This is a genomic window from Reticulibacter mediterranei (assembly GCF_016587455.1).
Genome location: NZ_BNJK01000001.1, coordinates 4,067,583 through 4,091,048, shown reverse-complemented (window position 1 = coordinate 4,091,048; position 23,466 = coordinate 4,067,583). Strand labels below are relative to the sequence as shown.

14 protein-coding genes are annotated in these 23,466 nt (G+C 50.9%); 8 read left to right on the top strand and 6 right to left on the bottom strand.

What is annotated here, in order from left to right; translation table 11 throughout:
- Positions 1 to 57 precede the first annotated feature (57 nt).
- Entirely contained in the window at positions 58 to 885 is an 828-nt protein-coding gene (locus tag K3T83_RS17605; RefSeq protein ID WP_220204265.1) for an HAD family hydrolase, read from the top strand.
- A 64-nt stretch (positions 886 to 949) separates the two neighbouring features.
- On the opposite strand, the gene K3T83_RS17600 is transcribed toward K3T83_RS17605, so the two are convergent.
- Positions 950 to 1,735, bottom strand: coding sequence for a class I SAM-dependent methyltransferase (locus K3T83_RS17600; protein WP_220204264.1), 786 nt, complete (start codon positions 1,733 to 1,735; stop codon positions 950 to 952).
- Between the two features lie 265 nt (positions 1,736 to 2,000).
- Here K3T83_RS17600 and K3T83_RS17595 point away from each other — a divergent pair, with 265 nt between their 5' ends.
- Entirely contained in the window at positions 2,001 to 3,038 is a 1,038-nt protein-coding gene (locus K3T83_RS17595) for a PP2C family protein-serine/threonine phosphatase (RefSeq protein ID WP_220204263.1), read from the top strand.
- 223 nt (positions 3,039 to 3,261) lie between these two features.
- Positions 3,262 to 3,687, top strand: a complete 426-nt coding sequence (locus tag K3T83_RS17590; RefSeq protein WP_220204262.1) for an OsmC family protein — start codon at positions 3,262 to 3,264, stop codon at positions 3,685 to 3,687.
- A gap of 137 nt (positions 3,688 to 3,824) precedes the next feature.
- On the opposite strand, the gene K3T83_RS17585 is transcribed toward K3T83_RS17590, so the two are convergent.
- From K3T83_RS17585 to dnaG, 3 genes are all read right to left on the bottom strand, one after another.
- Entirely contained in the window at positions 3,825 to 4,544 is a 720-nt protein-coding gene (locus tag K3T83_RS17585; protein ID WP_220204261.1) for a YceI family protein, read from the bottom strand.
- Positions 4,545 to 4,940: 396 nt separating this feature from the next.
- Positions 4,941 to 6,203, bottom strand: a complete 1,263-nt coding sequence (rpoD, locus tag K3T83_RS17580; RefSeq protein ID WP_308441684.1) for an RNA polymerase sigma factor RpoD — start codon at positions 6,201 to 6,203, stop codon at positions 4,941 to 4,943.
- Positions 6,204 to 6,356: 153 nt separating this feature from the next.
- On the bottom strand, positions 6,357 to 8,471 hold the full coding sequence (gene dnaG / locus K3T83_RS17575) for a DNA primase (RefSeq protein WP_220204259.1): 2,115 nt from the start codon (positions 8,469 to 8,471) through the stop codon (positions 6,357 to 6,359).
- A 2,615-nt stretch (positions 8,472 to 11,086) separates the two neighbouring features.
- Here dnaG and K3T83_RS17570 point away from each other — a divergent pair.
- A complete protein-coding gene (locus K3T83_RS17570; protein ID WP_220204258.1) occupies positions 11,087 to 12,001 on the top strand; it encodes an ATP-grasp domain-containing protein in 915 nt (304 codons plus the stop codon).
- A 144-nt stretch (positions 12,002 to 12,145) separates the two neighbouring features.
- Here the strand turns inward: K3T83_RS17570 and K3T83_RS17565 are convergent, their stop codons facing one another.
- Positions 12,146 to 14,560 carry an amylo-alpha-1,6-glucosidase gene (locus K3T83_RS17565; RefSeq protein ID WP_220204257.1) on the bottom strand — a complete coding sequence of 805 codons (2,415 nt, stop codon included), beginning with the start codon at positions 14,558 to 14,560 and terminating at the stop codon, positions 12,146 to 12,148.
- 493 nt (positions 14,561 to 15,053) lie between these two features.
- Between K3T83_RS17565 and K3T83_RS17560 the strand changes: the two genes are divergently transcribed.
- Complete coding sequence (locus K3T83_RS17560; RefSeq protein WP_220204256.1) at positions 15,054 to 15,878, top strand: ABC transporter substrate-binding protein; 825 nt, start codon at positions 15,054 to 15,056, stop codon at positions 15,876 to 15,878.
- A gap of 9 nt (positions 15,879 to 15,887) precedes the next feature.
- Positions 15,888 to 16,637, top strand: a complete 750-nt coding sequence (locus tag K3T83_RS17555) for an iron-sulfur cluster-binding protein (protein WP_220204255.1) — start codon at positions 15,888 to 15,890, stop codon at positions 16,635 to 16,637.
- 67 nt (positions 16,638 to 16,704) lie between these two features.
- On the opposite strand, the gene K3T83_RS17550 is transcribed toward K3T83_RS17555, so the two are convergent.
- Complete coding sequence (locus K3T83_RS17550; RefSeq protein WP_220204254.1) at positions 16,705 to 17,382, bottom strand: HD-GYP domain-containing protein; 678 nt, start codon at positions 17,380 to 17,382, stop codon at positions 16,705 to 16,707.
- A 607-nt stretch (positions 17,383 to 17,989) separates the two neighbouring features.
- On the opposite strand from K3T83_RS17550, the gene K3T83_RS17545 reads away from it, so the two are divergent.
- Positions 17,990 to 19,303, top strand: a complete 1,314-nt coding sequence (locus K3T83_RS17545) for a metallophosphoesterase family protein (protein WP_220204253.1) — start codon at positions 17,990 to 17,992, stop codon at positions 19,301 to 19,303.
- A gap of 52 nt (positions 19,304 to 19,355) precedes the next feature.
- Complete coding sequence (locus K3T83_RS17540) at positions 19,356 to 23,216, top strand: AAA family ATPase (RefSeq protein ID WP_220204252.1); 3,861 nt, start codon at positions 19,356 to 19,358, stop codon at positions 23,214 to 23,216.
- Positions 23,217 to 23,466 lie beyond the last annotated feature (250 nt).

Sequence of the window (23,466 nt, the reverse complement as noted above, 5' to 3'; positions counted from 1 at the left end):
TCTTATGAGCGTTATATCACTTCTCTTTAAAACATTTTGCTTAAGAAAGAGGCTCTAATGACTCCAACGCAAGGACTATTTCAAACGCGACAAACAATACGTCTGGTGGCAACAGACCTGGATGGCACACTGTTGCTGCCCAATGGCACAGTTTCTTCTCGAACGCATGAGGCGCTCCAGCGCGTGCAAAAGTCGGGCATGACGGTGGTACTGGTGAGCGCCCGCCCGCCGCGCGTCTTGCGCGAGATCGCCCAGGCATTAGATATTAGCGGATTGGCAATTTGTTGCAATGGTGCGCTTGTCTATGATCTGGATGCTGATACGATTGTCCAGCACTGGCCGCTCTCACCAACGCTGGCACGACAATTAATAACAATATTGCGTAACACGTTTTCTGACCTGATGTTCGCATGTGAGTGCGGCCTGGAATTTGCCTGTGAGCCGGATTTTTATCGCCTTTCTCCCATTGTGGAGAAGAAGGTAATACATATCGATGACGTTCTCTCTTTCTGTAACCAACCACTGACCAAGCTCCTCGCATTGCATTCTACATATGAGGTCGAGGATTTTCACCGGCACGTCTCCTCGCTTCTGGGAGAAGAGGTGATCGTTACTCACTCTGGCGCATCCTTTCTCGAAATCTCAGCGGCAGGCGTGACGAAAGCGCGAGCACTGGCAACACTTTGTGAGGAGCATGGCATTACCCCTGATGAGGTGGTGGCGTTTGGCGATATGCCCAACGACCTCTCAATGCTGAACTGGGCCGGCTACGGTGTGGCGGTAGCGAATGCGCATCCCCTGGTGCGTGCCAGCGCGGATGCCATCACTCGTTCCAATAGCGAAGACGGCGTTGCTGTGTTTCTGGAAGAGTTGCTCAATCAGTAAAGCGAAAAAGGGTGGGCGACAATCGCCCACCCACTCAAAAATCGAGAGTGATCTATGGTTTCAGTCAGGGTTTGCGCGCGATCCAGAGCGTCCAACGGGTCTGATCAACAATCTCGCCCTTGTAGCCTTGAAACTGCTGGCGAATATAGTTCACCAGGTCTCGTAGCTCCTCATCGGTCAACTCATGCAGGATCGAGCGGTCTTTGCGCTGCAATAGATTCTCAGCCAGCGACTCAACATCTCCATGCACATCTTTGACCTCCCACAGATAGCGCTCTTCGATGCCCTGAAAGCCTGCCTGCTGCAACGCTGCAACCATAATGGCACTATCGGCGCGACGACCAATCTCAACGGTTCGCAAACGTGGATAGCGCTCGTGAAAATAGCCGCGAATGTGGGTCTGGCTGCCTGGCAGCGAGTAATCTGCTGGCGTGCGATTTTGCACAATCAAGGTGCCACCCGAACGCAGCAGACGCAGCGCTTCGACAAAGCAGCCCGGCAGATCGCTCAGCTTGAGATGATGAGTAACAGCTCGTTCCAGCACAATATCGTATCCTTGAGAGGGCAGACCGGTTTGCAGAGCGTCACCTTGCTTGAAGAGGACGTGAGAATATTCCTTGCACTGCTCTCCGGCACTTTTCAGCATCTCCAGCGAGAAATCGACACCCGTTACCTCTCCAGCCCCCATCTCGGCAAAAGCAGCGGTATAGAGGCCACCACCGCAACCAATATCAGCCACCTGCTTACCCTGCACCGCAACAATATTCTGCACCATCTCTTTCCAGGCACTATCCACCTGACGATGGGCATAGGTATAGCGATTTTCGGAGGCATGAAAGTTAATTGGCATACTCATTCAGTCCTTTGCTTGCTAAAAATTCTAACATATCCTGTGCTTTCCAATTATAAACCATCCCTCCGAAGAGCATCTTCCCAGGATCATATAAAATAGATCAAGATCTATTTTATATGATAATATAAGAAGCGATTTTCGGCTCCCTCTTGACAAATGCCCTTTCTCAACTTACTATATTGATAGCGGATATATCCGTAACAGATATATAGAAACGGAGATATTCAATGGGTCAGGTTATACAGAAGCAGAGAAGTCAGGCATGAAGACAGCATCATTACTAGTCCTCTCTGAAAGCCTTTATCGCCTGCTTCTCTACATCTATCCGAGAAAGTTCAGGCGCATGTATAGCCGCGAGATGACGCTGGTTTTTCGCGATTGCTGGCGAGAAGCAGAACAACAAGCAGGGACGCAAGGGATTATCCGTTTCTGGGGCTTCATCCTGTATGAGCTAACAGTTACCGTCTGTATCGAACACTACAGAGCAGCGCTGGCTCAATTGCAGCATGTTCTGGGTGTGGAAAAGGAGCATGTCATGGCAAATGGTCTGCCCTCACTAGAAGTCTTTGCACGTACAGATAAGGGCATCAAACGTCCAAGCAATGAAGACAGTATGACTTCGGTAGTACCACAAGACGAGCAGGTGATGACGCAGAAAGGGGCACTATTCGTGGTTGCTGATGGTCTGGGCGGACATGATGCGGGAGAAATCGCCAGCGATCTTGTAGTTCGTGTTGTTAGTGAGTCTTATTATCAGGATACCTCCAGCGATACCGGGGCTGTGCTGGTTGGGGCGATGCGTCAGGCTAATATTGCGCTCAGTCGCAGCATAGAGTTGGAAGGAAGAACCGCAAAATCGATGGGAACCACCTGTATTGCCGCTGTCGTGCATAGTCCGATGGTCTATATCGCGAATGTGGGTGATAGCCGGGCATATATCGTACGCGAAGGAAAAGCACGCCAGATCTCGCTGGACCACTCGTGGGTTGCCCAACAGGTGCGGTCGGGGGTGATGACTGAGGAGGAGGCGCGCAAGCATGAGAAGAGCAATCAGATCTACCGTTGTATGGGAGAACGCACAGATGTTGAGATCGATCTGTTTACTGAGCCGGTTCAGAACGGAGATATCCTGGTTCTCTGCACCGATGGCCTGACAGGTGTGGTTTCTGATGAGGAAATAGCCACCATCGTCACAAATAACGATCCCCAGGAAAGTACTGCGCGTCTGATTGCCTGCGCCAATGAGAACGGTGGCCCTGACAACATTACGGCTGTTGTTGCGCATGTATCGCTGCGATAGTTATCGAAAACAATAGAGAATGATTGATAATCAAAAATCGAATGAATAATGTTATGGCCGGGGCGAAGTACCCCGGCTCTCTTTGTCAGTTGTTATACCATGACGTATTTGACATCTTGAAGAGATCCAATGAATAATAAAAATGAGCCGCGACAACCGCAAGGGATTGTCGCTACGTGTGGGAATGTGAGACGGAAATCTAGCAAGAAAAGAGATAACAGCAATGGCAAATGAAATGGTTGCTCATGCACAGAGCGTTGGAGAGAGCAGCTTTACAATCGAGACTGGTAGCAGACATAGCATCACCCTGAGCGGCGCACCGGAAGACCAGGGGGCACGGCCAATGGAGATGCTGCTGGTGGCGCTAGCAGGCTGTGCAGGCGTCGGCATTCGCTCCATCTTACGGAAAATGCGGCAGGACGTGACCGATTACAAGATCAACGTTTCTGGGGAGCGAGCTGAACAAGATCCGAAAATATTTACCCGCATCGTTGTTGAACATATCTTTACCGGCACCAATCTCCGCCCGGAAAATATCCAGCGCGCCATCGACCTGGATACCACAAACTATTGTGGCGTCAATGTTATGTTGAGTAAAAGCGCCAGGATAGAGCATCGCTTCCAGATCATTGAAGCTGCAACGAGTTGACTTTGAGCGACATAAGTTGCTCAGCTCTATTTTTTATGAGTGGAGGGTGTCATGAGATGTGACACCCTCAGTCATTCACAATCGAATATTTCGACATTCACGACCTCTTCAGAGGCTTTGATTGTGATAAAGATGGCCTATGAGAGATATTGGGCGCAATCGCCTTTCTGGGTCGTAAAATTGAGCGTTACGGCGACTCCATCTTTTACGGTTAGAAAGCCAGAGATCGCTGGTGTATCGAAACCATAGTTTTTCATCAGAATATTCGTCGTCGCCTTGCCGGTGATCGTATCCCCGCTCATCTTGCCGGTCACATTAAAGGTCTCCTGACGCGTGACACCGTGAATCGTCATATCTCCCGTCATATCAAACGTGACCTCGCCCTGGCCGGAAGGCACCTTCACATCCTTTGCCACAAAAACTGCGTTGGGATACGTGTTCGACTCCAACCAGCGATCTTTGATGGCGTTGTCGCGGCGCTGTTCATCGCTGGTGAGGGTGCGCAGATCAACGGTCATCTTCAAGTTATTGATCACTGGCTGATCGCCAGTTGCGAGCAGAAAACTGCCCTGCACATTTTTGGTCTTGCCGACCGCATTGTTGGGCAGATCGCGATTGAGAAACTGCTCCTGCACGCTATACGACGCCTCCGACTTATCGGCCACCGTGTTATATGCGCTGGCATTGCCGGTGGGGGCAACACACGAGTTTGAAGATGCGCCGGGAGTGCTGCCAGCGGTCGTCGCCGTTGCCTTTTGATTGCTATTGTTGCCAGCAGTTCCATTTTCTCCTCCGCACGCTGCGAGAACCGCAACCAATAGTAGTCCCATCAAAGCCATGCTCAAGCGTAGATGCATTGCTCATATTCTCCTTCCAGACCCTCTTGTTGAGAGAGATGCTTTACCGCAGCTTCAGTACACCACAGAACGAAGCATGCAGCAACAATAGATATACATGACTATATGGTAACGCAGGAAGGAAAAAGTTGAGCGAGAAAAGTGTAAAGAATTTGTAAATTCGGTAGAGCCTACTGGGGAAGGAAAGAAAGCCCGGCGATCAGAAATGGATAAGTTCTTTCTGGTCGCCGGGTTTATATGTATCGAGACGATATATAATGCCGTATATTGTCAGGAATGCCAGGAGCAAAAAAGGTATGCACCACTAGAGGCACATCACACAACATCACACAACACCATCAGTGACAGAGCCTGTTAAGCGTGACCCCTCATGAAGGGAAAGCGAGTTTCCCATTTTCAATCAAGGTAGTCTTTCAGCTTACGGCTGCGGCTGGGATGGCGCAATTTGCGCAGAGCTTTGGCCTCGATCTGACGGATGCGTTCGCGCGTAACATGAAATTCCTTGCCAACCTCTTCCAGCGTGCGGCTACGACCATCATCAAGCCCGAAGCGCAGTTGCAAGACCTTGCGCTCGCGCTCGGTCAAGCTATCCAGCACATCCTCCACCTGCTCTTTGAGCAACTGGTGGCTGGCGGCATCGGCGGGAGCCAGGGCGGTATGATCCTCGATGAAATCACCGAGATGGCTATCATCCTCTTCGCCGATAGGAGTTTCCAGGCTCACCGGCTCCTGACTGACCTTGATGATCTCGCGCACCTTCTCCGCACTGATCTCCATCTGTTCGGCGATCTCTTCGGAGGTTGGTTCGCGACCGAGATCCTGAAGCAGACGGCGACTGATACGGATCAGGCGATTGATCGTTTCCACCATATGAACGGGGATACGAATTGTGCGAGCTTGATCGGCGATAGCGCGCGTAATGGCCTGACGAATCCACCAGGTGGCGTAGGTGCTAAACTTGAAGCCTTTGGTGTAGTCGAACTTTTCGACGGCACGGATCAGCCCGATATTGCCCTCCTGGATCAGGTCCAGCAGGTTCATCCCACGCCCAATATACTTCTTTGCCACACTTACAACGAGACGCAGGTTGGCCTCAGTCAGACGCTTTTGAGCCTCTTCGCCCTCGCGAATGTAACGATAATTAGGAGTGACCTTGAGGCGCTCGGCGCGGAGACGCTCGGTTTTGCCGCGCTCCATCAAATGTGCCAGATGCACCTCTTCCTCGGCGGTCAGCAGAGGAACACGCCCAATCTCGCGCAGATACATGCGCACAGGGTCATCTAAGCTACTCTCCAGGTCCGCAATAGCGATGCCGAAGCCGTCTTGTAGCTCTTCCCACTTGGAATCAGCCAGGATATCGTTGTCAACGCCAACAACATCAACAACATCCTCCGGGCCTGGCTCCCAATCAGCGGGCGGCTCTTTAGTTGGGTCCAGGGCGTCCATAGACTCATCGTCCTGTAGCTTAAACAGGTCAATCTCGCTCTCGTCGATAGGTGCCACCAGGGTACCACTAGAAGTGGCATGAGCGTGATGACCTACGGTCTCAATATCAAAAACACTATCAGTATTATTCAACATGGACTCATCAAAAGATTCGATCTCAAACACATCCCGCAATGGTTCCGTATTCATATGCCCATTGTGTATACGATCCATAACTTCTTGTTCCCGATTCACCATTCTGGCATCCCCCTTCAGAAAACAGGATGATGAATAATAAAACGGATAAAGAGATGAAAGGTTCCTGTTTTCCGGTCCGATTGGTTAAAGTGATCTCAGTAATGCTTCAATGCTGCACGCAAGTACTGGCTACCCCTGTAAATGCGTTGCAGAGTACAGCGTTCTCAATTCTCGCTGGAGAGAGGAGAGCTGTAAACTCAATTGACGCACTGCCGTACCGTCGCCAGTACGTACAGCCTCATCTATAAGATAAGTTAGCTCTGTATTTAATTGTAACAGTCGTGTTCGCTTGAGCCGAGTGGCGCACTGGATTACCTCTTTAATCAATCCCGCTCCATCCTTCGGAGAACTCGACTCAACGCATCGCGTAACCCTGGCTACTGCCTCTTGCAAGTCGGGAGGCGGCCCAGGTTGTTCAACGGATTGAAGTGAGGGAGAAGAAGCACGTTGTTGATACTTAGAGTTGAGATAGTGGTACAACTCTCGCGTGTCTGTCCCAGCGAAGTCACCAACGTTAATTATACCACAAACATATGCAGTTAACTCAGGATTGTGCATGAGTAGCCCAATCAGGTAGTCCTCCCATTGTATCTTATCGTGCTTGTTTCTGTCAAGTCTGACCGTTTGCTGCTGTCCGCCGCTGCTCTGGTCGGCCTCGCGTTGCGTGTTGACCTCATCTTCCTGCTCATCAAGAAAAGTATCCTTCGGCTTCGCGGCCTGCGTGGTTCTGGCATCCAACGGTGCCGAGAACCGGGCTGTTGTTGCGGACGTGCGCTGCCCGCGCAACACTTTTTGCAACTCTTCGTACAGGCTCCGCTCGTCGGCCCGAATCAGAGTAGCAAGCTTGCGCATGTAGGCATCCCGCTTGATGCGATCACTGAGTGTGGCGATGATCGGCAATAAACGTTTCGTCGCCTCTGCTTTACCATACGGTTCACGCAGATCAAGTGTTGCCGTTTTTACCACAAAGTAGTAATCTACCAGCGGCAATGGATGTGTGACAGCATACAACCAGGCGTTGTAGTCGCGCCGGATCAGTTCGTCGGGATCTTCTCCATCTGGCAGTTGCAGAACGTTGATCTCTGCATCAACCTGCTCTTCCAGACGGATCATGCCACGCGGCTGGTTCTGTCCTGGCCGCTTCGCCTTTCCGTTCTGACCGTTGCGCTTTGTCCCTTCCGGTTTCTCATAGCTGCTTGCCGCCAGAGGAACTGGCACGATGGTTCGGTCAAAGGAGCGGAGCGCTTCCTGGATACCCTGCTCGGTTGCGGCGCTCCCGGCAGCATCGGGGTCCAGGGCGAGCGTTACCTGCCTGGTCAATTTCTTGAGTTGTAAAATGTGCTTTTCTGTAATGGCACTGCCAATACAGGCGACGGTCTGCTTCGTCCCGTACTGATGCGCGATGATCGCATCGACATATCCCTCAACTATAACGACTTGCCCGGCCTGTTTTATTGCATCTTTTGCCATGTCAATGGCATAAAGTACTGTATTTTTTTCAAACAGCGGGGTCTGGGGTGAATTCAAGTATTTCGGTTTGTTTTCACCCAGAGCGCGCCCCCCAAATCCGATCACACGACCGCGCCTGTCCCGAATCGGGAAGATGAGACGGTTTCTAAAGTAATCATACACCTTGCTCCGAGTCTCTTCCCCGCTTTGCCCATCCAACTCTTCACGTCTACGCGCTAATCCAGCCGTTACCAGCTCGTACTCAGTGTGACCCTGAGCTAATAGATAGTTGCAAAGGCCATCCCAGCGATCGGGCGCGTAGCCCAGGCCAAAGACTTGGATCGTTTCGGCTGAGATGCCTCGGCTCTCAACATATGCTCGCGCTTCGGTCGCCTCTTTCGAGCGCAGAAGCATATGATGAAACCAGAGGAGCGCTTCCTCGTTGAGCTTGCGCAGGCGCTCTTTCGCAGCATTAGCCTCGCGCACCTCCTCCGGGTCTCTTCCCGTCTCATCTTCAACCTGAACACCGGCCTTTTCCGCCAGATAGCGCAGCGTTTCAGTAAACTCCAATCCCTGCTGCTTCTGCACGAAAGCGAAGACATCGCCGCCTTGATGACAGCCGAAACAATGCCAGCTTTGTGTCTCAGTGAAGACATAAAACGATGGAGTACGCTCATTGTGAAAGGGGCAGAGACCTTTAAAACCTCTACCGATTTGTTGCAAGCTAACAACCAGCCCGACCTCTTCGACAACATCAATCTTTGCTTTGATGGTCTCTATGACGGATGTCATCATCTGTTCCTCAAGAAAGTGCGCTAAATACTGGATAGATCCGGGCCGCTCACACAGATAGAACGAGCGATATTACATAAAGTCGCACGAACAAAGACAAAATAGCAAACTTGCGGTGGTGACTATACCGATTGTACTACTACTGATGCCGCTGACTCTTCCCTCTGAAGCAATGAGCTGGAGGATACACTCTTCGATGCACTTTCCACATGACAGTATATCAGATGCCTGATCCAATCTTCCAATGAACCCTCTAATATAGACGCGATAAACGCCTGCGAGAAAAATTTTTACCCGGCCTTTTTGCCGATACCAGAGTTGCTTTCGCTCTTTTCCAGCCAACCAACCTCCATTCCCTTTTAGCCTCAGCTATTGGCGAAGTTATCCACTTATCCACAGCCCTATTACTATTATCTCTATATAAGTTTATAATAAGATATATAAAATAGTAGTAGTAGGGACTGTGGATAAGTGGATAACTTCGGATTTCGACCTCCCCACCCTCAAGGAATAACCTCCCGTAAAACAGCTCCCCAAGCCTCTTTAATTGGTGTGGATAAGTTATCCACATACCCCCTTTTTATGGGGATAAAGTGTGGATAACCTGGGGATAACCCTGGGGATAACTTCATCGATAAACAAGAATATTGAATATTTATTCACCAAAAAAGGGGTAGTTATCCACAGAATTTTGAGAGTGGGGATAAGTTATCCACAGGTTTGTGGATAACTTTTGGGGATAAAATGAGCTTCTTGTGTAATTTCTGTGAAGTTATCCACTTATCCACAATTTTGGGCAGAATACACAGCATAGATATATGCATCTATGGATGAAATAGGTCATAAAGATTGCAATAAATCTATGTAATAACTACCTGCTTGTTTGTGTGCTTGTGTAAATGACGGTCTTTGATCGTAGGACAACAGTCTAAAAGATCGCTAAAAAGTAAACAGGTTTAGCAAGTTATCCATATTATCCACATAGGAGGCAGTGTTATGTGGATAATGTGGATAAGTTATCCCCACTTTTTGTGGAAAACTTGTAGGACAACTGCTGATAACCTTAAAGAATTATAAGGAAGCTTGGTGCTATCCACATAGCGAGCAGTGTTATGTGGATAATGTGGAAAACTTATCCCCACTTTTTGTGGATAAGTGGGGTATAACTATGTGCAAATATATTGGATGTGGATAATGTGGATAAGTTATCCCCACTTTTTGTGGATAAGTCCTGGTTGCAAATATTTCTCATCGTGTATGTGGATAACTTTGTGGAAAACTCTCCAGTTCAATATATTTATAAGTGTGTTATGTGGAAAACTTTCCAAAAAGGCCATTTTTTATCCACAAACGCCGCTTGCTATGTGGATAAGTTATCCCCAAAAATTGTGGAAAACTCGAAAATCTTGAGTTGATAGCTATCAACTCAAATAGAAATTCATCGATTTTTCATAACTTATCCACATAGCGAGCAGTATTATGTGGATAATGTGGAAAACTTATCCCCACTTTTTGTGGATAAGTCCTCTGGTTTTTCGGCATTATCCACATAGGAGGCAGTGTTATGTGGATAATGTGGAAAACTTATCCCCACTTTTTGTGGATAAGTCTTATATGTGCATATCTGGATGCATTCACTGTGGATATGTGGATAACTTTTCTGAGTTATCCACAATTTTCTGTGGATAACTCTTTGTGGCTATATAGCTGGCTATATTACAAATGAGTTGATACTTGTCATATCATAAATAAAATTATGTGTATGTGGATAACTTTGCACAAATGGGGAAGATGCGTTAGCGTTAAAAAAGATATCTTGTCCTGTGTAATGACATGCGTACATACCCATTCAAGCCATATTTTTGTAGGAAACATACAAATACATTGTCTTTCATAAATATTGTGCTTGTGATATATCATTCTGAAGAAAATATATGATGATGGGTTTTAACAATTTATGTTGGCAGTGTTCCTCTATTTCGTAGTCGAGCGATTGATCGCGGGAAGTATGTATAGCAAGTTTTTCCGCGATCAATCGCTCGACTACGAAATACTTGCATGCACCTATTAAATCGGAGTAGATGGGTATGTAAATAAAATATCTTAAAATGGTATTTTTGCTCTATATGCAATCAGTCCCTATCCTTTCGGATACAATCGCTTTCCCAACACTCTCCCTACTCAGATCATTTTTCCTATTTCTGCTTATTAGCAGAATAGTAATAGGTATTTTGGGTAACGTAAAATCTGCCTCTCCTTTCCGTGAAAAACTTTCCCTATCCTTCTCTATTTTAACCATAAGATGCGTTGATATATCGCAGAGATATATCAACGCAATGAATTATGCACAAGTTATCCACAAAAATTGTGGATAACCGGGTGGAAAAGTGTGCAAAAGTGATCAGCGATACCTCTAATCTCATTAATTCGCTTCCTTTTGTGCGATTGGCACTCTAACCTGTTCAGTATAGGTGTATGGATCTGCTTTTTCTTACCAGCCTCAATAGGGGAGAGAACAGGTTTCTCAGCTATTCATGTTATACTTACGTGAACGGATTGGTGCGAATGGGCTTGTGCTGGTCTGTCATTTTGCATTGAAAAGGAGTGTACAAATTCTTATGGACGTAGCCCTCGTTACCTGTTCTGAATGGCCGAAATTGAGCCATTCAGATAGCTTTTTGCTTAGAGCGCTCGTTGCACGGGATATCGATGCATGTGCATATGCCTGGAATGATCCGACGATGGATTGGTCTCGTCCGTTGGTTAGCGTCATTCGTTCACCCTGGGACTATTATCGTTGGCCCGAGGCTTTTTTGGAGTGGGCACAACAGGTTTCACAGTTGCATACCCTATGGAATCCTTCTCCGTTGCTGCATTGGTGTACGCATAAAAGATATTTGCGGGAGCTTGAAGAGCGCGGTGTCCCCGTTATTCCAACGCTCTGGTGCGAACAGGGATCGTCGGTCGATCTTGCCCAGGCGATGCGAGAGCGTGGCTGGTCGAAGGTGGTGCTGAAGCCAGCGGTCTCGGGCAATGGGTATGGCACGATATTGATCAATGAGGATGCGGCGGCTACCGAGGGTCAACTGTATCTCGACCACATGTTGTCTCTCCAGGATATGCTGGTGCAGCCATTTTTCTCCAACGTTTTGAGCCGTGGAGAGCGCTCAATCTTCGTTATTGATGGTAAGGTTACTCATGCAGTGGTACGTTCTCCTATTCGTGGCGTGGCCCAGCAGCCGGGCCATGATGCCACTGAACTGCCAGAGAACTCCCTCGTTACTCCCCTGAAAGAAGAGATACGGTTAGCATACAAGGTTGTTGATCTGCTCCCCACCCCGACGCTTTTCGCACGGGTCGATCTTGTCAATGATGAAGAGGGGCAGCTCCATCTCATGGAGGTAGAACTGGTCGATCCGAGATTATGGCTGGAGTGGGTGCCAGAAGCGGTCGAGCGATTTGCTGATGCTATCGCCAGAGAAGTGCAACTTGCCAGATGCAAGCAAGGATCGATGATACATGTCCCCGCATAGCTTTACCTGGTAAGAAGGGGCAGCGCCACCCGAATATGGCAGGGGCGACGGCTTGTCCTCGCCTGTGTCGCCCCCTAATACGTGTGGGGTAGCCGGGGTGAGGACAAGCCGTCGCCCCTGCCATATTCGGTCATCTCATAGTCATTAATATGTCAACGCGTATTCGGGATACGCGGTACGTATGTGAGACAGCATCTCGTAGCAGCGTAGAAGTGCGGCGGTGCCAGTTGCCGAAGCCTGGAAATGGCTGTGACGAGAGGGGCGATGTGGCGAATCGCCATCGAAAATGCCTGCATTCATCCCCAGCAATCCTTGAGAGAATAACTCTTTGGTTGGTTCAAGCATTTGCAGACCTTTGCGCCAGAGATATTCCTGACACAGAGGATCATTCTGGCTGCTGTTGTGTGAAACCGAGTTTCTGTGTGTGGTGAGCAGCGTTGTGATGTAGGGTTCCAGCAGCCATATCCACGTGCTGCCCTGATGGAGCGTACGAGCATGCTCATCGGGTGTCTGCTCCAGTCGGCTGCGATATGCTTGATCGTGCGGTGAAAGCGTGCGCAAACCATAGGGCGTCAGCAGGTGTTCAGTCACGACATCCAGTATACGCTGATGGAATGATGGGTTTAGTACCGGATAGCGGAACGCGAACGCAAATAGCTGATTCGGGCGGATAGAGGCATCGTTCCCGCTTGGACCATCAACGACATCATAGAGATAGCCCCCATTCGTGTGCCAGAAGCGTTGCTCGAAGCTCGCGCGACAGCGCTCCAGGAGCCGTCCGTGCTTATAGAAAAAGGCATTGTGGCGGAGCTGGCCGTGCTGTCCGATGCGTTGGGACCACTCATGCATGAGTGAAAGCGCATGATACCAGAGTGCATTGATCTCAACAGGCTTGCCAGCGCGTGGGGTAACGGGAATGCCATCGACGAGGGCGTTCATCCAGGTGAGCGCCTTGCCAGGTTGAGATGCGATCAGCAAGCCATCGTCGGGATCGAGATAGATACCGTTGCTGGTTCCCCGGGTATAGCATTCGATGCAATCTGCCAGGCGATGATAAAACTCCTCCAGCAGCGACCAGTTGCGCGAGGCTCGGAGATAGGCATCGAGGGCGTAGAAGAACCAGAGACCTGCATCGGCATTGCTATAATCGTCGTCGCTCAAGCGGTGATCCGATGGGGGAAAACGATCTGGCAACAATCCACCTCGAAAGAGGCGGAAAAGTGTACGCAGCACCGTTTGAGCGTCGTCGTTGCGTCCCGTCACCAACAACAGACCGGGGAGCGCAATCAGCATATCCCGCGTTGTGGGTGTCATCTGGTAGTAGTTGGAGAGCAGCAGAGAGATGCGCTCCGTCTGGCCCATCAGAAATGGCTGGTTGTCTATATGTTCTGGTCGTGGATAGTGCGGTCGAATCAGGAAGCGATTGGCCGCCTGGAGCAACTGACGGAGATATTCCTCACCACCAGTTACGGGGTCAGGCGTCGTCAGCAGCGGCAGGACGCGCAACTGTTGAGCGTGGACTGCCTCGCCACCTTCTCCAAAGTAGCGTTCTGGTTCTAAGGCATGCGAAAAGATCCTCCGTTGTCTCTCCACGTTTTGAGGATAGGAGCGCCTCAGTTTCTCCAGAGAGCGATAGTGCGACGGGAGCTTTTCGGTTGTGACGATCAAAGTAAGCGCGGCATCTTCTCCAGGCCAGAGGGTTGCGCGCAGGACGCCGGGCAGATAGAGATCATCGGTTGCCGGAGAGCCAGCGCTGGCCTCGTGTCGCCGCAAAAAGTTCCAGTACCAGATGCCTGCCGGCAAAAAGGTTGCGTGGCTATCCTGATGAGCCAGGGCCAGAATGTGATATGGGAAGGTCTCGGTTGCCTCATCTTGCATATGCAAGGTACAGCCGGTGATGGCAGCCTTTGTTCCCATTGCATCCGCGTCAATGAAATCCTCCGCGCAACGAACCTGTATCGAGAATTGGCGCTGTTCGTCGTGTTGGAGTGCCGTTGTATGTGGGCGATGGGTAGCGAAGGGCAACAGCGTCAGGGTCAGGGCGTGCGGAGCATTGTGGGCAAACTCCTGATAGCGCAGGCTGCCATATGTGGGTTGTAGGCCAACTTTTTTATAGACAAAACCTTCGTCGTTTGCGGTGCGCAAGACGCGGTATTGAATGCAGGTTGTATTCTGGCCGTAGGGCATCCAGATACGTTTTTCAAGCATGATGCCTTTGAGACCGCCCAGATGATAGGTAAACACGGGGAAACCTTCTTCCAGGCGAAACGTTTCGAGGTGGACGAATCCAGCCGGGTTTAGCGTGCCATCTCGATATTCATTTGTGCCCAGATAGTAGGTACGTTCGTCAAACAAGACCTCTTCGTCAATCTTGGCCAGCAAAAGTTGTGGAGTACTCACCTCCGGCGGTGCTACCACAAGTAATCCATGTTGCAGACGCGTCAGGACGCCTGCCACCGTCCCAGCTGCATATCCACCAAGACCATTGGTCACGAGCCACTCACGCTTGATAGTCTCGTTGAGGTCACAACAGACGTTGCGATCAAAGATGATGGGCATGATAGACCCTCCAAGCCACTTCAAATATAAATCATCTCATCCGTGACTACAAATGGACTATATTCGGTTGTACATTGTTCAGGTTCGCACCATTGCGACCGGATACCTTCAATAGTTTAACATACCCTCGCGTGAGAAACAGTAGGTATGAGAGATTTTTTTCACAGCGTTACCAAACTGTGATGGTTATTGACGCGCTCAATGAAACAATGAAATATGTATAGTCTGTACACGTAGTTCTGTGAAACAGGGGTTCCGTGTGGCGTAATATATAGAGGAAATATGGTGAGAAGTTACGGGGAAATTGTTTACTATTGTGTGTGAGTTGGATAGGTGCTGATTTTCATTGATCTTCGAGGCATAAGGGAGCGTTGATGCTGGCCGTTGAGGAGATGTATCATCATTGTTTGTATTTTTTCACCCGCAAAATTGGAGAAGTAGATCACGAGGCAGAGGTGTATGGCGCTTCTCCCCTCTGGGGTTGTGTTGCGTTGTGCTGATTTTGCTGCTCGCCAGTTGTGATGCGGTTACAAATATGCAGCGAGGAGCCGGGACGCCTGATCCAACGGTCAGCGCAACGCCTTCGCTGGATGTCGTCGCCTCTGGGGTGCTGACGGTAGGCAGTTATACCAATTATCCCCCTCAGATCTACGTTGATGCCCGCACTCATCAAGTTGAAGGATTTGATGCCGATCTGATCCGCGCGATAGGTAAGCGCCTCGGCCTGCGCGTGGAGATTGTCAGCCTGGAATTCGCGTCGCTGGCCGAATATGTAGTCAATAGCGATGTGGACCTCGCGATATCGGCAATCCCCGTAACGTCTGCCCTGCAAAAAAAAGTGCAATTTGTGCCCTATCTTCAGGGAGGGGAGGTGCTTGTAGTGCAGCAGGGCAATCCCCTCAAAATTACCAGCGTGGAAGATCTGTGCGGGCAGCGTGTGGGAGTCAAGGTTGATACGCTTGAGCAAGAAGACCTGACGATGCAGAGCGATAGCTGCAAGCGCAACAGCAAGGCCCCCATCACGATCTCTGCACTGGCGGATCAACAGAGCGTGATACAATTACTGCTGAAGAAGCAGGTTGTGGCCGTCTATCAAGATGCACCGCAGGCCGATTACTTTATCAAGCAATACCCGGGACATTTTGAGTTTGGCGGACCGATTACCAACACAACGGTTGAAGGCATCGCGATTCGTAAGGACAACAGTTCCCTTTTTCAAGCAGTGCAGAAGTCGCTGGTGGCAATGCACAAAGACGGCACATATCATGCGCTGATTGTGAAGTGGGGACTGATCCACGAGGAGACCAGTAGAACATAAGGGGATAGCGTGCGTCTCTCCATTGCTATGATTACTACCAACACGATTTTGCGGCCCGGTGTTCATCTGATTGAGATGAAGGCTCCCCAACTGGCACAGGCGGTTCAGCCCGGCCAATTTTGTATGGTTCGCTGCTGTCATCCCCAGGCGCTCGATCCATTATTGCGCCGACCATTTTTCATCCATAGTGTTGAGCGTTCGCAGGGTCTTTGTACGTTGCTGGTAACTGTGCGCGGGCGTGGTAGTGCATGGCTGGCTCAACAACAGATCGGGATGCATCTGGATCTATTTGGTCCATTGGGACGTGGCTGGCAGCTCCCTGCAACGGTGCGCAATCTCTTATTGATTGGTGAGGAGGCGCAGATGGCGGCGCTTCCCATGCTGGTGGAAGTGGCGTTGCGCCGAGAGATGGCGGTAACGCTGCTAAGCCTTAGCTCCTCTGCTGACGAGATCTATCCTCCGGGTTTGTTGCCTGAAGAGGTGGAGTATCATATTGTGACCGAAGACCTGCTGGCCGAAGCGGGAGAGTATCTCACCTGGGCCGATGCCGTCTGTTGCAGTGTTTCACGTGAAACGTTGGCGGGGTTATACTGGCGTTATGAGCGGATGCGTAAGCATAATTTTGCGCAGGGGGTGTTATTACAACCGCTGGCCTGCGGGAGCGGAGTATGCCTGACCTGTAGCGTAGAGACACGCACAGGCCAGCAGTTAGTATGTCGAGACGGGCCGATCTTTGCTGCCCGCAAGATTATCTGGTGAGGAACCCCGTATTGAGAAGCCAGTCCGCGAAATCATTGGATGAGAAAATGGGTGCGGTGGCCAGCATTTAGAAGCCGGCCTGAAATGTTTTTCGCGGGAGAGAGGGAACAATCTCTCTGGTGGGAAAGGCGCAGAGGTGTTGCTTGACCGTAAAATTGGGCGTGCTGTCTACAAGGTGGAGGAAGGCGCGAACAATCACCGGATCGAAGCTTGCACCGGAAGCTTGCAAAATCCGTTCGCGAGCTGCATCCTTAGAGAGGGGCGCTTTGTAGGGCCGCTGAGATGTCAGCACATCGTAGACATCAGCCACCGTGAGAATGCGTGCGCTGAGCGGTATATCTTCTCCTGATAGCCCGGCGGGATATCCGTGTCCATCCCAGGCTTCATGGTGATGGAGAACGGTCTCGACGTAAAAGGGATGGATATCACAGCCGATCAGAATGCGCGCTCCGATGATCGGGTGTTGTTCCATCTGACGGCGCTCCTCCTCTGAGAGCGCGGCCGATTTATTCAAAATGTCGTTGCCAATCCAGGTCTTGCCCAGATCATGTACCAGTGCTGCCAGGGCAAGATCATGCGCCTCCCGACGACTCCAGCCAAGATAACGAGCCAGTCGGCGTGTGTAAATCGCAACTCTACGGGAATGTTCATAGGTAACGATGTCGCGTTCCTGAATACTTTTGGCGAAAGAGAGTAGAACTTTCCGTGTTTCTGAATCTCTTTTTAGCTGATGTTTGGCTTCCACCACTCACGCTCCCACTTGCCGGTAAACCAACCAGGCAACTATCGTAGTAACCACTACGAGAAAACGAATAGACATAGTATAATGGCCTTACATTCAAATGACGTGGACATGATCGATATTTTGCGGTTGGATGAGCGAGGCTGAGTATCCAACTGCACAAGAAACTGACGAAGGCACGTTTTACGCTCTCATTTTATATGATGAAGTACGGGCAACTTCGCCAGTATAGGAGTGAAAAGGCAGAAGATATAGGCATCTTCTGATCTCGTAATTTGTCAAAATGTTTGCCAGGCTCATAACATATTAATATTTAGTTGTAAATCTTGTCCATGTTAAGGTACTTTTGGACCTGCTTCCTCTGTCATAGGCTATTTGGGTTAGATGACTATGGCTCGTTCGTTGTAACATATATGGGTGTACTCTTGATAGAAGATGTCTCTATTTGCGCATTTTTTATCAAGTATTGCTTTTTCTCAACTTATTTTCTGAATAACATTCAGGTCTATTTGTTGTACTAGACATCTGAATGTGAAATTGTATTTCTTATCTGCATTTATAGAGGTTGTGGTACGTTATCTTTTCATGAAAACAATGGAAGAAGTGGCGCATGATGGCAGAGAACACTCTAGAGGGACAAAAAGAGCCGGAAGCTTCTGAACAGAAAGAACGTCAGAAAGATGTAGTGACGGTTGTCTTTACGGCTGATAATCATCTTGGCTATATTGCTTTTGGACAACAGCCCCGCAAACGGGAAGAGCGTCAACAAAAAGTGCGCCGGGCATTTCAGCAAGCGACTGATTTTGCGATAGCTCAGGGGGTAGACCTGTTTCTTCAAGCGGGAGATCTTTTTGATACGATCACACCCGATGAGCGTGATCGCAACTTTGTGGCAGCGCAGTTGGCTCAATTGAAGCAGGCCAACGTGCGTACATTTGTATTGGGCGGAGTGCATGATACGCCAGCCGTGGAGCAGCAGCACAGCGATGAGTCCGCTCCTGCTCCCCAACTCAGTTTTTCACGCCTGGGAGCGCTGCATTATTTTCCTCCTACCCATAAAAATGATTCGGATGAAATAGAACCTGTGATTCTTGACCTGCATGGTTGCCGTGTCGGTATCTGTGGACTCGGCGTGCTTGCCGGGCAAGAGGGCGATCCATTAGCGCGATTGCGGGTGCGCAGCGATATTGAAACGGCTACTATCCGTCTGTTGTTGTTGCATGCTCCGATTGAGGGACTGGCAAACGGCTCGTCGTTGCTGGATACACGCGCACAGGTCAGTCGAGGTAGTATTGCCAGTCAGTCGTTTTTTTCATATATCCTGGCTGGTTATCATCATGGCTACCAGCGCAGCCACATTGGTCAGAGCGAGGTTGTGGTGGCAGGGGCGACGCAGCATATCGATTTTAGCACGCCCGATCAGGTGCCGGGCTTTGTATTTATGGGAATTGCCGCCGATGGTATCCGCTGGTGCAATCACATTCCTGTTGATGCCCTGCTGTTGCGGCGTTTGACCATCCACACACGTGATCTCTGGCCTGAGAAGGGCCACTCCGCTTCATCACCAACCGATATCATTCTTGAGCGCCTGCGTCCCCTCTGTGGTGAGGATGCAATGATCCAACTGCGTCTCGAAGGAGAGTTGACGCGTGGGCAGTATCATCAATTGGATCTGAATCAGATACGGCGGTATGGAGAGGAACATTGTTTTGCTCTGGCTATCGATGATAGCGCCCTGTTACTGCTTCCTGAACAGGATGCCACCTCTGTAGGCATGGATGAACGCCTCTCTCCCCGCGAAGAATTGATTGCACTGGCCGACGAGTGGATTACTGCTGCTGGCGATGAGCAAGAGAAAAAGGCGCTTCAGGCAACTAAAGAGGAACTGTTATTAGCAATGGATGAGATGAAAAATAGACGGTAGCTATTCACCTCGTGGTAGCCCAGCAGCGGGCATTGGTGAACGGAGTTGATCAATGATAATCCTAAAGCATCTGACTGTCGAGCGCTTCCGGCTCTTGCGGGAATTGAACGTGCATTTCCCGCAGCGAGGAAGCATTTTGATTCAAGGCCCAAATGAATCTGGCAAGTCCGCGCTCCTTGAAAGTATTTATTTTGCACTCTACAGCGAACCTCTCGTCATGCAATATGAGAAGCGCTCGCTAGATGATCTGATTTCCTATGGGGCCAGCAGCGCAACGGTGACGCTTTCCCTCTCTGTTGGCACGACCGATCTCACCATCACCCGCACAATTGAGCGTGGAAAAGGGCTGAGCGTTTGCCTGCTTGTTCGTCGCCTGGGGATGCCCGAAGAAGCACCGATTGTGCGCCTTGAGGCCGCAAACGAACGCATTATTGCCGAACTGGGACGGATGGATGGGGAAACGCTGCGCAACTCCTGTATGGTTGAGCAAAAGGGATTAGAACATCTGGAGCGGCTCAGTGGGGTTGAGCGCGAAACCACCGTTCGCAAATTGCTGGGCGTGGAAAATCTGACCCTGTTGACCGAACGATTTCAGATCTCGCCCGACGATGAGCGCCAGTTGAAAGAATGTGCCGACCGTTTGCAACTGGCCGAGGTTCAGGCGCGTATCCCTGTATTAAGCCAGCAACTAAATGATATCGAGGCAGCTCTGGACGCTGTGAAAGTGGCTGAGGATTTGGAGGAAATTGCTCTGCAAGAGGGCGATATCGAGGATCAGGAGCGAGGTCTGGAGCGCGTCAAGGCCCGGCGTGTCGAGTTGAAGAGCAATCAGAGCCGCGTCCAGCAGCTCAAAAGGGCCGATAATACGCTGGCAGAAATCATCGATGCCTACGATGGTATCGCAGAAGCTCGGCAACAGATTCCCGAATTGGAGAAGCAGATCGTCGAGTTGGAGCGACGGGAACGCGAGGAACTGCCGCTGCTGGAAAAGCGTGTGGGTGAACTGAGCGACCTGTTACGCTCGTTTGGCACGCGACAACGTATGTCGAACGATCTACTGTCGTCTGTGGATACTGTCAAAGAACTGGAGCAGGAGCTTAAGCAGCATGAAGAGGTAAAGGACGATCTGCGCACGCTGGATGAGCGGGTGCAGCATGCCAGAGAGCAGCTTCAGGAGACGAAACAGGCGGTGCAGGAGTTGGAGGAGCGCAGGCGTGCGGGCCGCCCTCAACTCGAAGCTCGCCTCCAACGTTTGCAGATCCTTTCTCAGCGACTCTCCACGTTTCGTAACCTGGAAGAGCAGGCCATTCGACGTTTAGAGGGGAAGGGGCAGGCCGAACAGAATCTTGTGCAGGTGCAGAAGTTGCAGCGTGAGTTGCTTGACACCGAGCATGAGATGGAACTGGTCGAGATGGAGGCCAAGCAGGTTCAGCAGCATGCCGATGGGCTGGAAAAGCGCTGGCGGCAACTGGCGATGCGGCGGCAGGTCGAGGAGTGGTATCGTCTGGAAGGGCAGGCGCAGGGGTTAGCTCAGGCTGAGCAGCATGTACGTCTGGCCTATCAGCATCAGGAAAAGCTCAATCTCACAGCGATGGAGGCACGTGCTGCGAGCAACAAATATAAGATGTTCCTTGCCGGTTGCGTGGCCCTGCTTGTGTTGAGCCTGGGTATCGCGATTTACGAAGTTCTTCAGGGAACCTCAATCTCGTTCATTGTCGCTGCGGTAGCGGGTCTGGCATCTGTGCTGCTCATTGTGGGTGCAGTGTTGAGCTTCCAGAGCTTTAACAAAGCAAGCCAGGATTTGAAGGAGGCCGATCGGCTCTTGCAGGATGCTATCAGCAAGGTTGGCATGATGGTAGCGGCGCGCGAGACTGCCGTGCGCATGTCTGGGAGCGGCGAAGCTAAACAGAAGATCGAGCAGGAGATTCGCTCACTAGGTGGTACAGTGCCGCGCTCGCTCGATGAGGCGCAGACCTTTTTGCGTCAGAGCAGAGATAATGGCGAGAGTCTCGCTGAGATGCAGCAGCAGGCCAGACAGAAACGAGACGAAGCTGGCAGCGCGCGCAATCAGGTAAACCTCACGATGGAGGCAGTGGCGCGGTTGCGTAAGGAACTGGTGCAGCAACAGGATTTGCGTCGCCGAGAAGATTGGGACAACATTAATGAGAACCTGCGCTCCGATCAGGAGACGCTTGAACGCCTGCATCAGGAAATCACCTTGATGGCTGGTCAGGAAGGACTACCGCTGCCCAGCATGAGTGAGCGCCTGCAATCCGAGTTGCATTCTGCTCCTGGTCTGCACGATATCAGCACGGTCGGAACTGCTGAACTAGAAGGACTGGTCGATGGCACGTTGCGGGAGACTGAGCGGGAGATTGCGACTCTGGATGGTAAGCTCGATCTGGTCAACGATCTGGCTGCACAGGTGAAGATCCACCAGGATGCGCTCGATGTGCTACTGGCCCGTCGCAAGGCTATCGAGGAGCGCGAAGAGCGTTATCAATTGAACAATCCAGCTGAGCAGATTGAGAGAACGCGTGAACAGCAGGCGGTACTCCGTCAGGCGTTGCAATCACTACAGGATTCGCTCCGTCAGCGCGTTAAGCAACTGGGGGTAACTTTCGGTCAGGCTGCCATCAGCGAGGCCGAGTCGAGTGCGCGCAAGCAACTGGAGGAGCTACAGATCGGTCTGGGCAACAAGTTTATGCTTCAAGAGAAGCAGGAAAACTATACGGTCCAGCTTCGCGAATTGCAGGAAGCGTTGGCTGAGCATTATAAACAACTGGCGAAGTTTAGCAACACGCTGGGAAGCTGGATTGTGCCGCCCAAACCGTTTGCCGAGGTGCTGGTGGCCCTGCGCAAACGCTGTCAGCAGGAGATCGCACGCGCCGATGAACCGAGCATAGTTAAAGAGCTAAAGACGTTGCAAGATCGTGAGGGAGCCACCAGAACCAAGATCGAATTGTGTCGTCAGGAGATCAGCGAGGCTGAGGGGCGTATCGCCATCTTGCTGGAACAGCGCAACCGGCCAGCGCCCAAATCGTACAGGGCTGACGACATCGTGGCGATCTGGCCGCTCTTTGCCGACTATAAAGTGGAGGATGGTCAGCGCCTCGAATTAGAGCGCCTGGAAATCGAGCGTGAGTTGGAAGAGATGGAGCGGCAGGAGCTGAGCATGAACACCGAGTTGCAGGCAGGCGATACTCCGCTTGATCTGGCTCAGGCTCGCGCTCAGATGGAACAGCAGGAGCGAACCGTCCAGACCAAGAAGCGTGGCAGCCAGTTGCTCAAGGCTGTTAGCGAGCGCCTCTTGCAAAAGACGGTTCCGCGCACTGAGCGCTCAATGCAACAGATCTTGCCCCTGCTTACCAGCGGTCGCTACCACGATGTACACCTGTTGACGGAGAATAAGGAGGAGGCCATCAGCGGAGGAACCTTCCAGATCCAGGTTTGGGACTCCGGGGCTGGCAAATATGTCTCCAAGTCCGCACTCTCAGCGGGAACCGCCGATCAACTCTCGCTGGCGCTGCGTCTGGCATTTGCCATCACAACGTTACCACGTGAATTGAATGCCGCACCGGGCTTTTTGCTGCTGGATGAGCCGCTCAGCTCCTTTGATCGCGGCAGAACGCGTGCGCTGGTCAATGTGGTGACTGGCGAGGTACTGAGTCGCCATTTTGAGCAGATCATCCTCATTTCGCATAGCAGTGCCTTCGATCCGTCGATGTTCCCTTATCACCTCTATCTGGATAATGGGCAGGTGGTTGAGAGCAACCTCCCGGTTGTGCCAGGCAACAGCATTGCTCCCGCAGTAGAGAGCGCCAAAGAGGTGCAACAGCTGGACTTTGACGACGAGGAGAGCGACGCAACAGTGATGCGTATGCCTGCCATCTCGCTATTGAAGCAGGAATAACGACAACCACAAGGGATTGTTGCTACAAAAAAGCCATGTACATTCGAGCGAACGTACATGGCTTTTTTATTTCTGGTTTTTCTTGCCGCAGCGATAGGGGTTTCGTGGGTTTGTTCGACCTACAGTGGCTAGTCGAGTGGATGCTGGGAGATCAAGCGGCAGGCTCTTGCCCTCAGCCGCTATGCTCATAGGAGTCGTTGCTGGTGTGAAATGTTCAACCTGAGTGGAATTCAGATGAGCTCCCTGATCG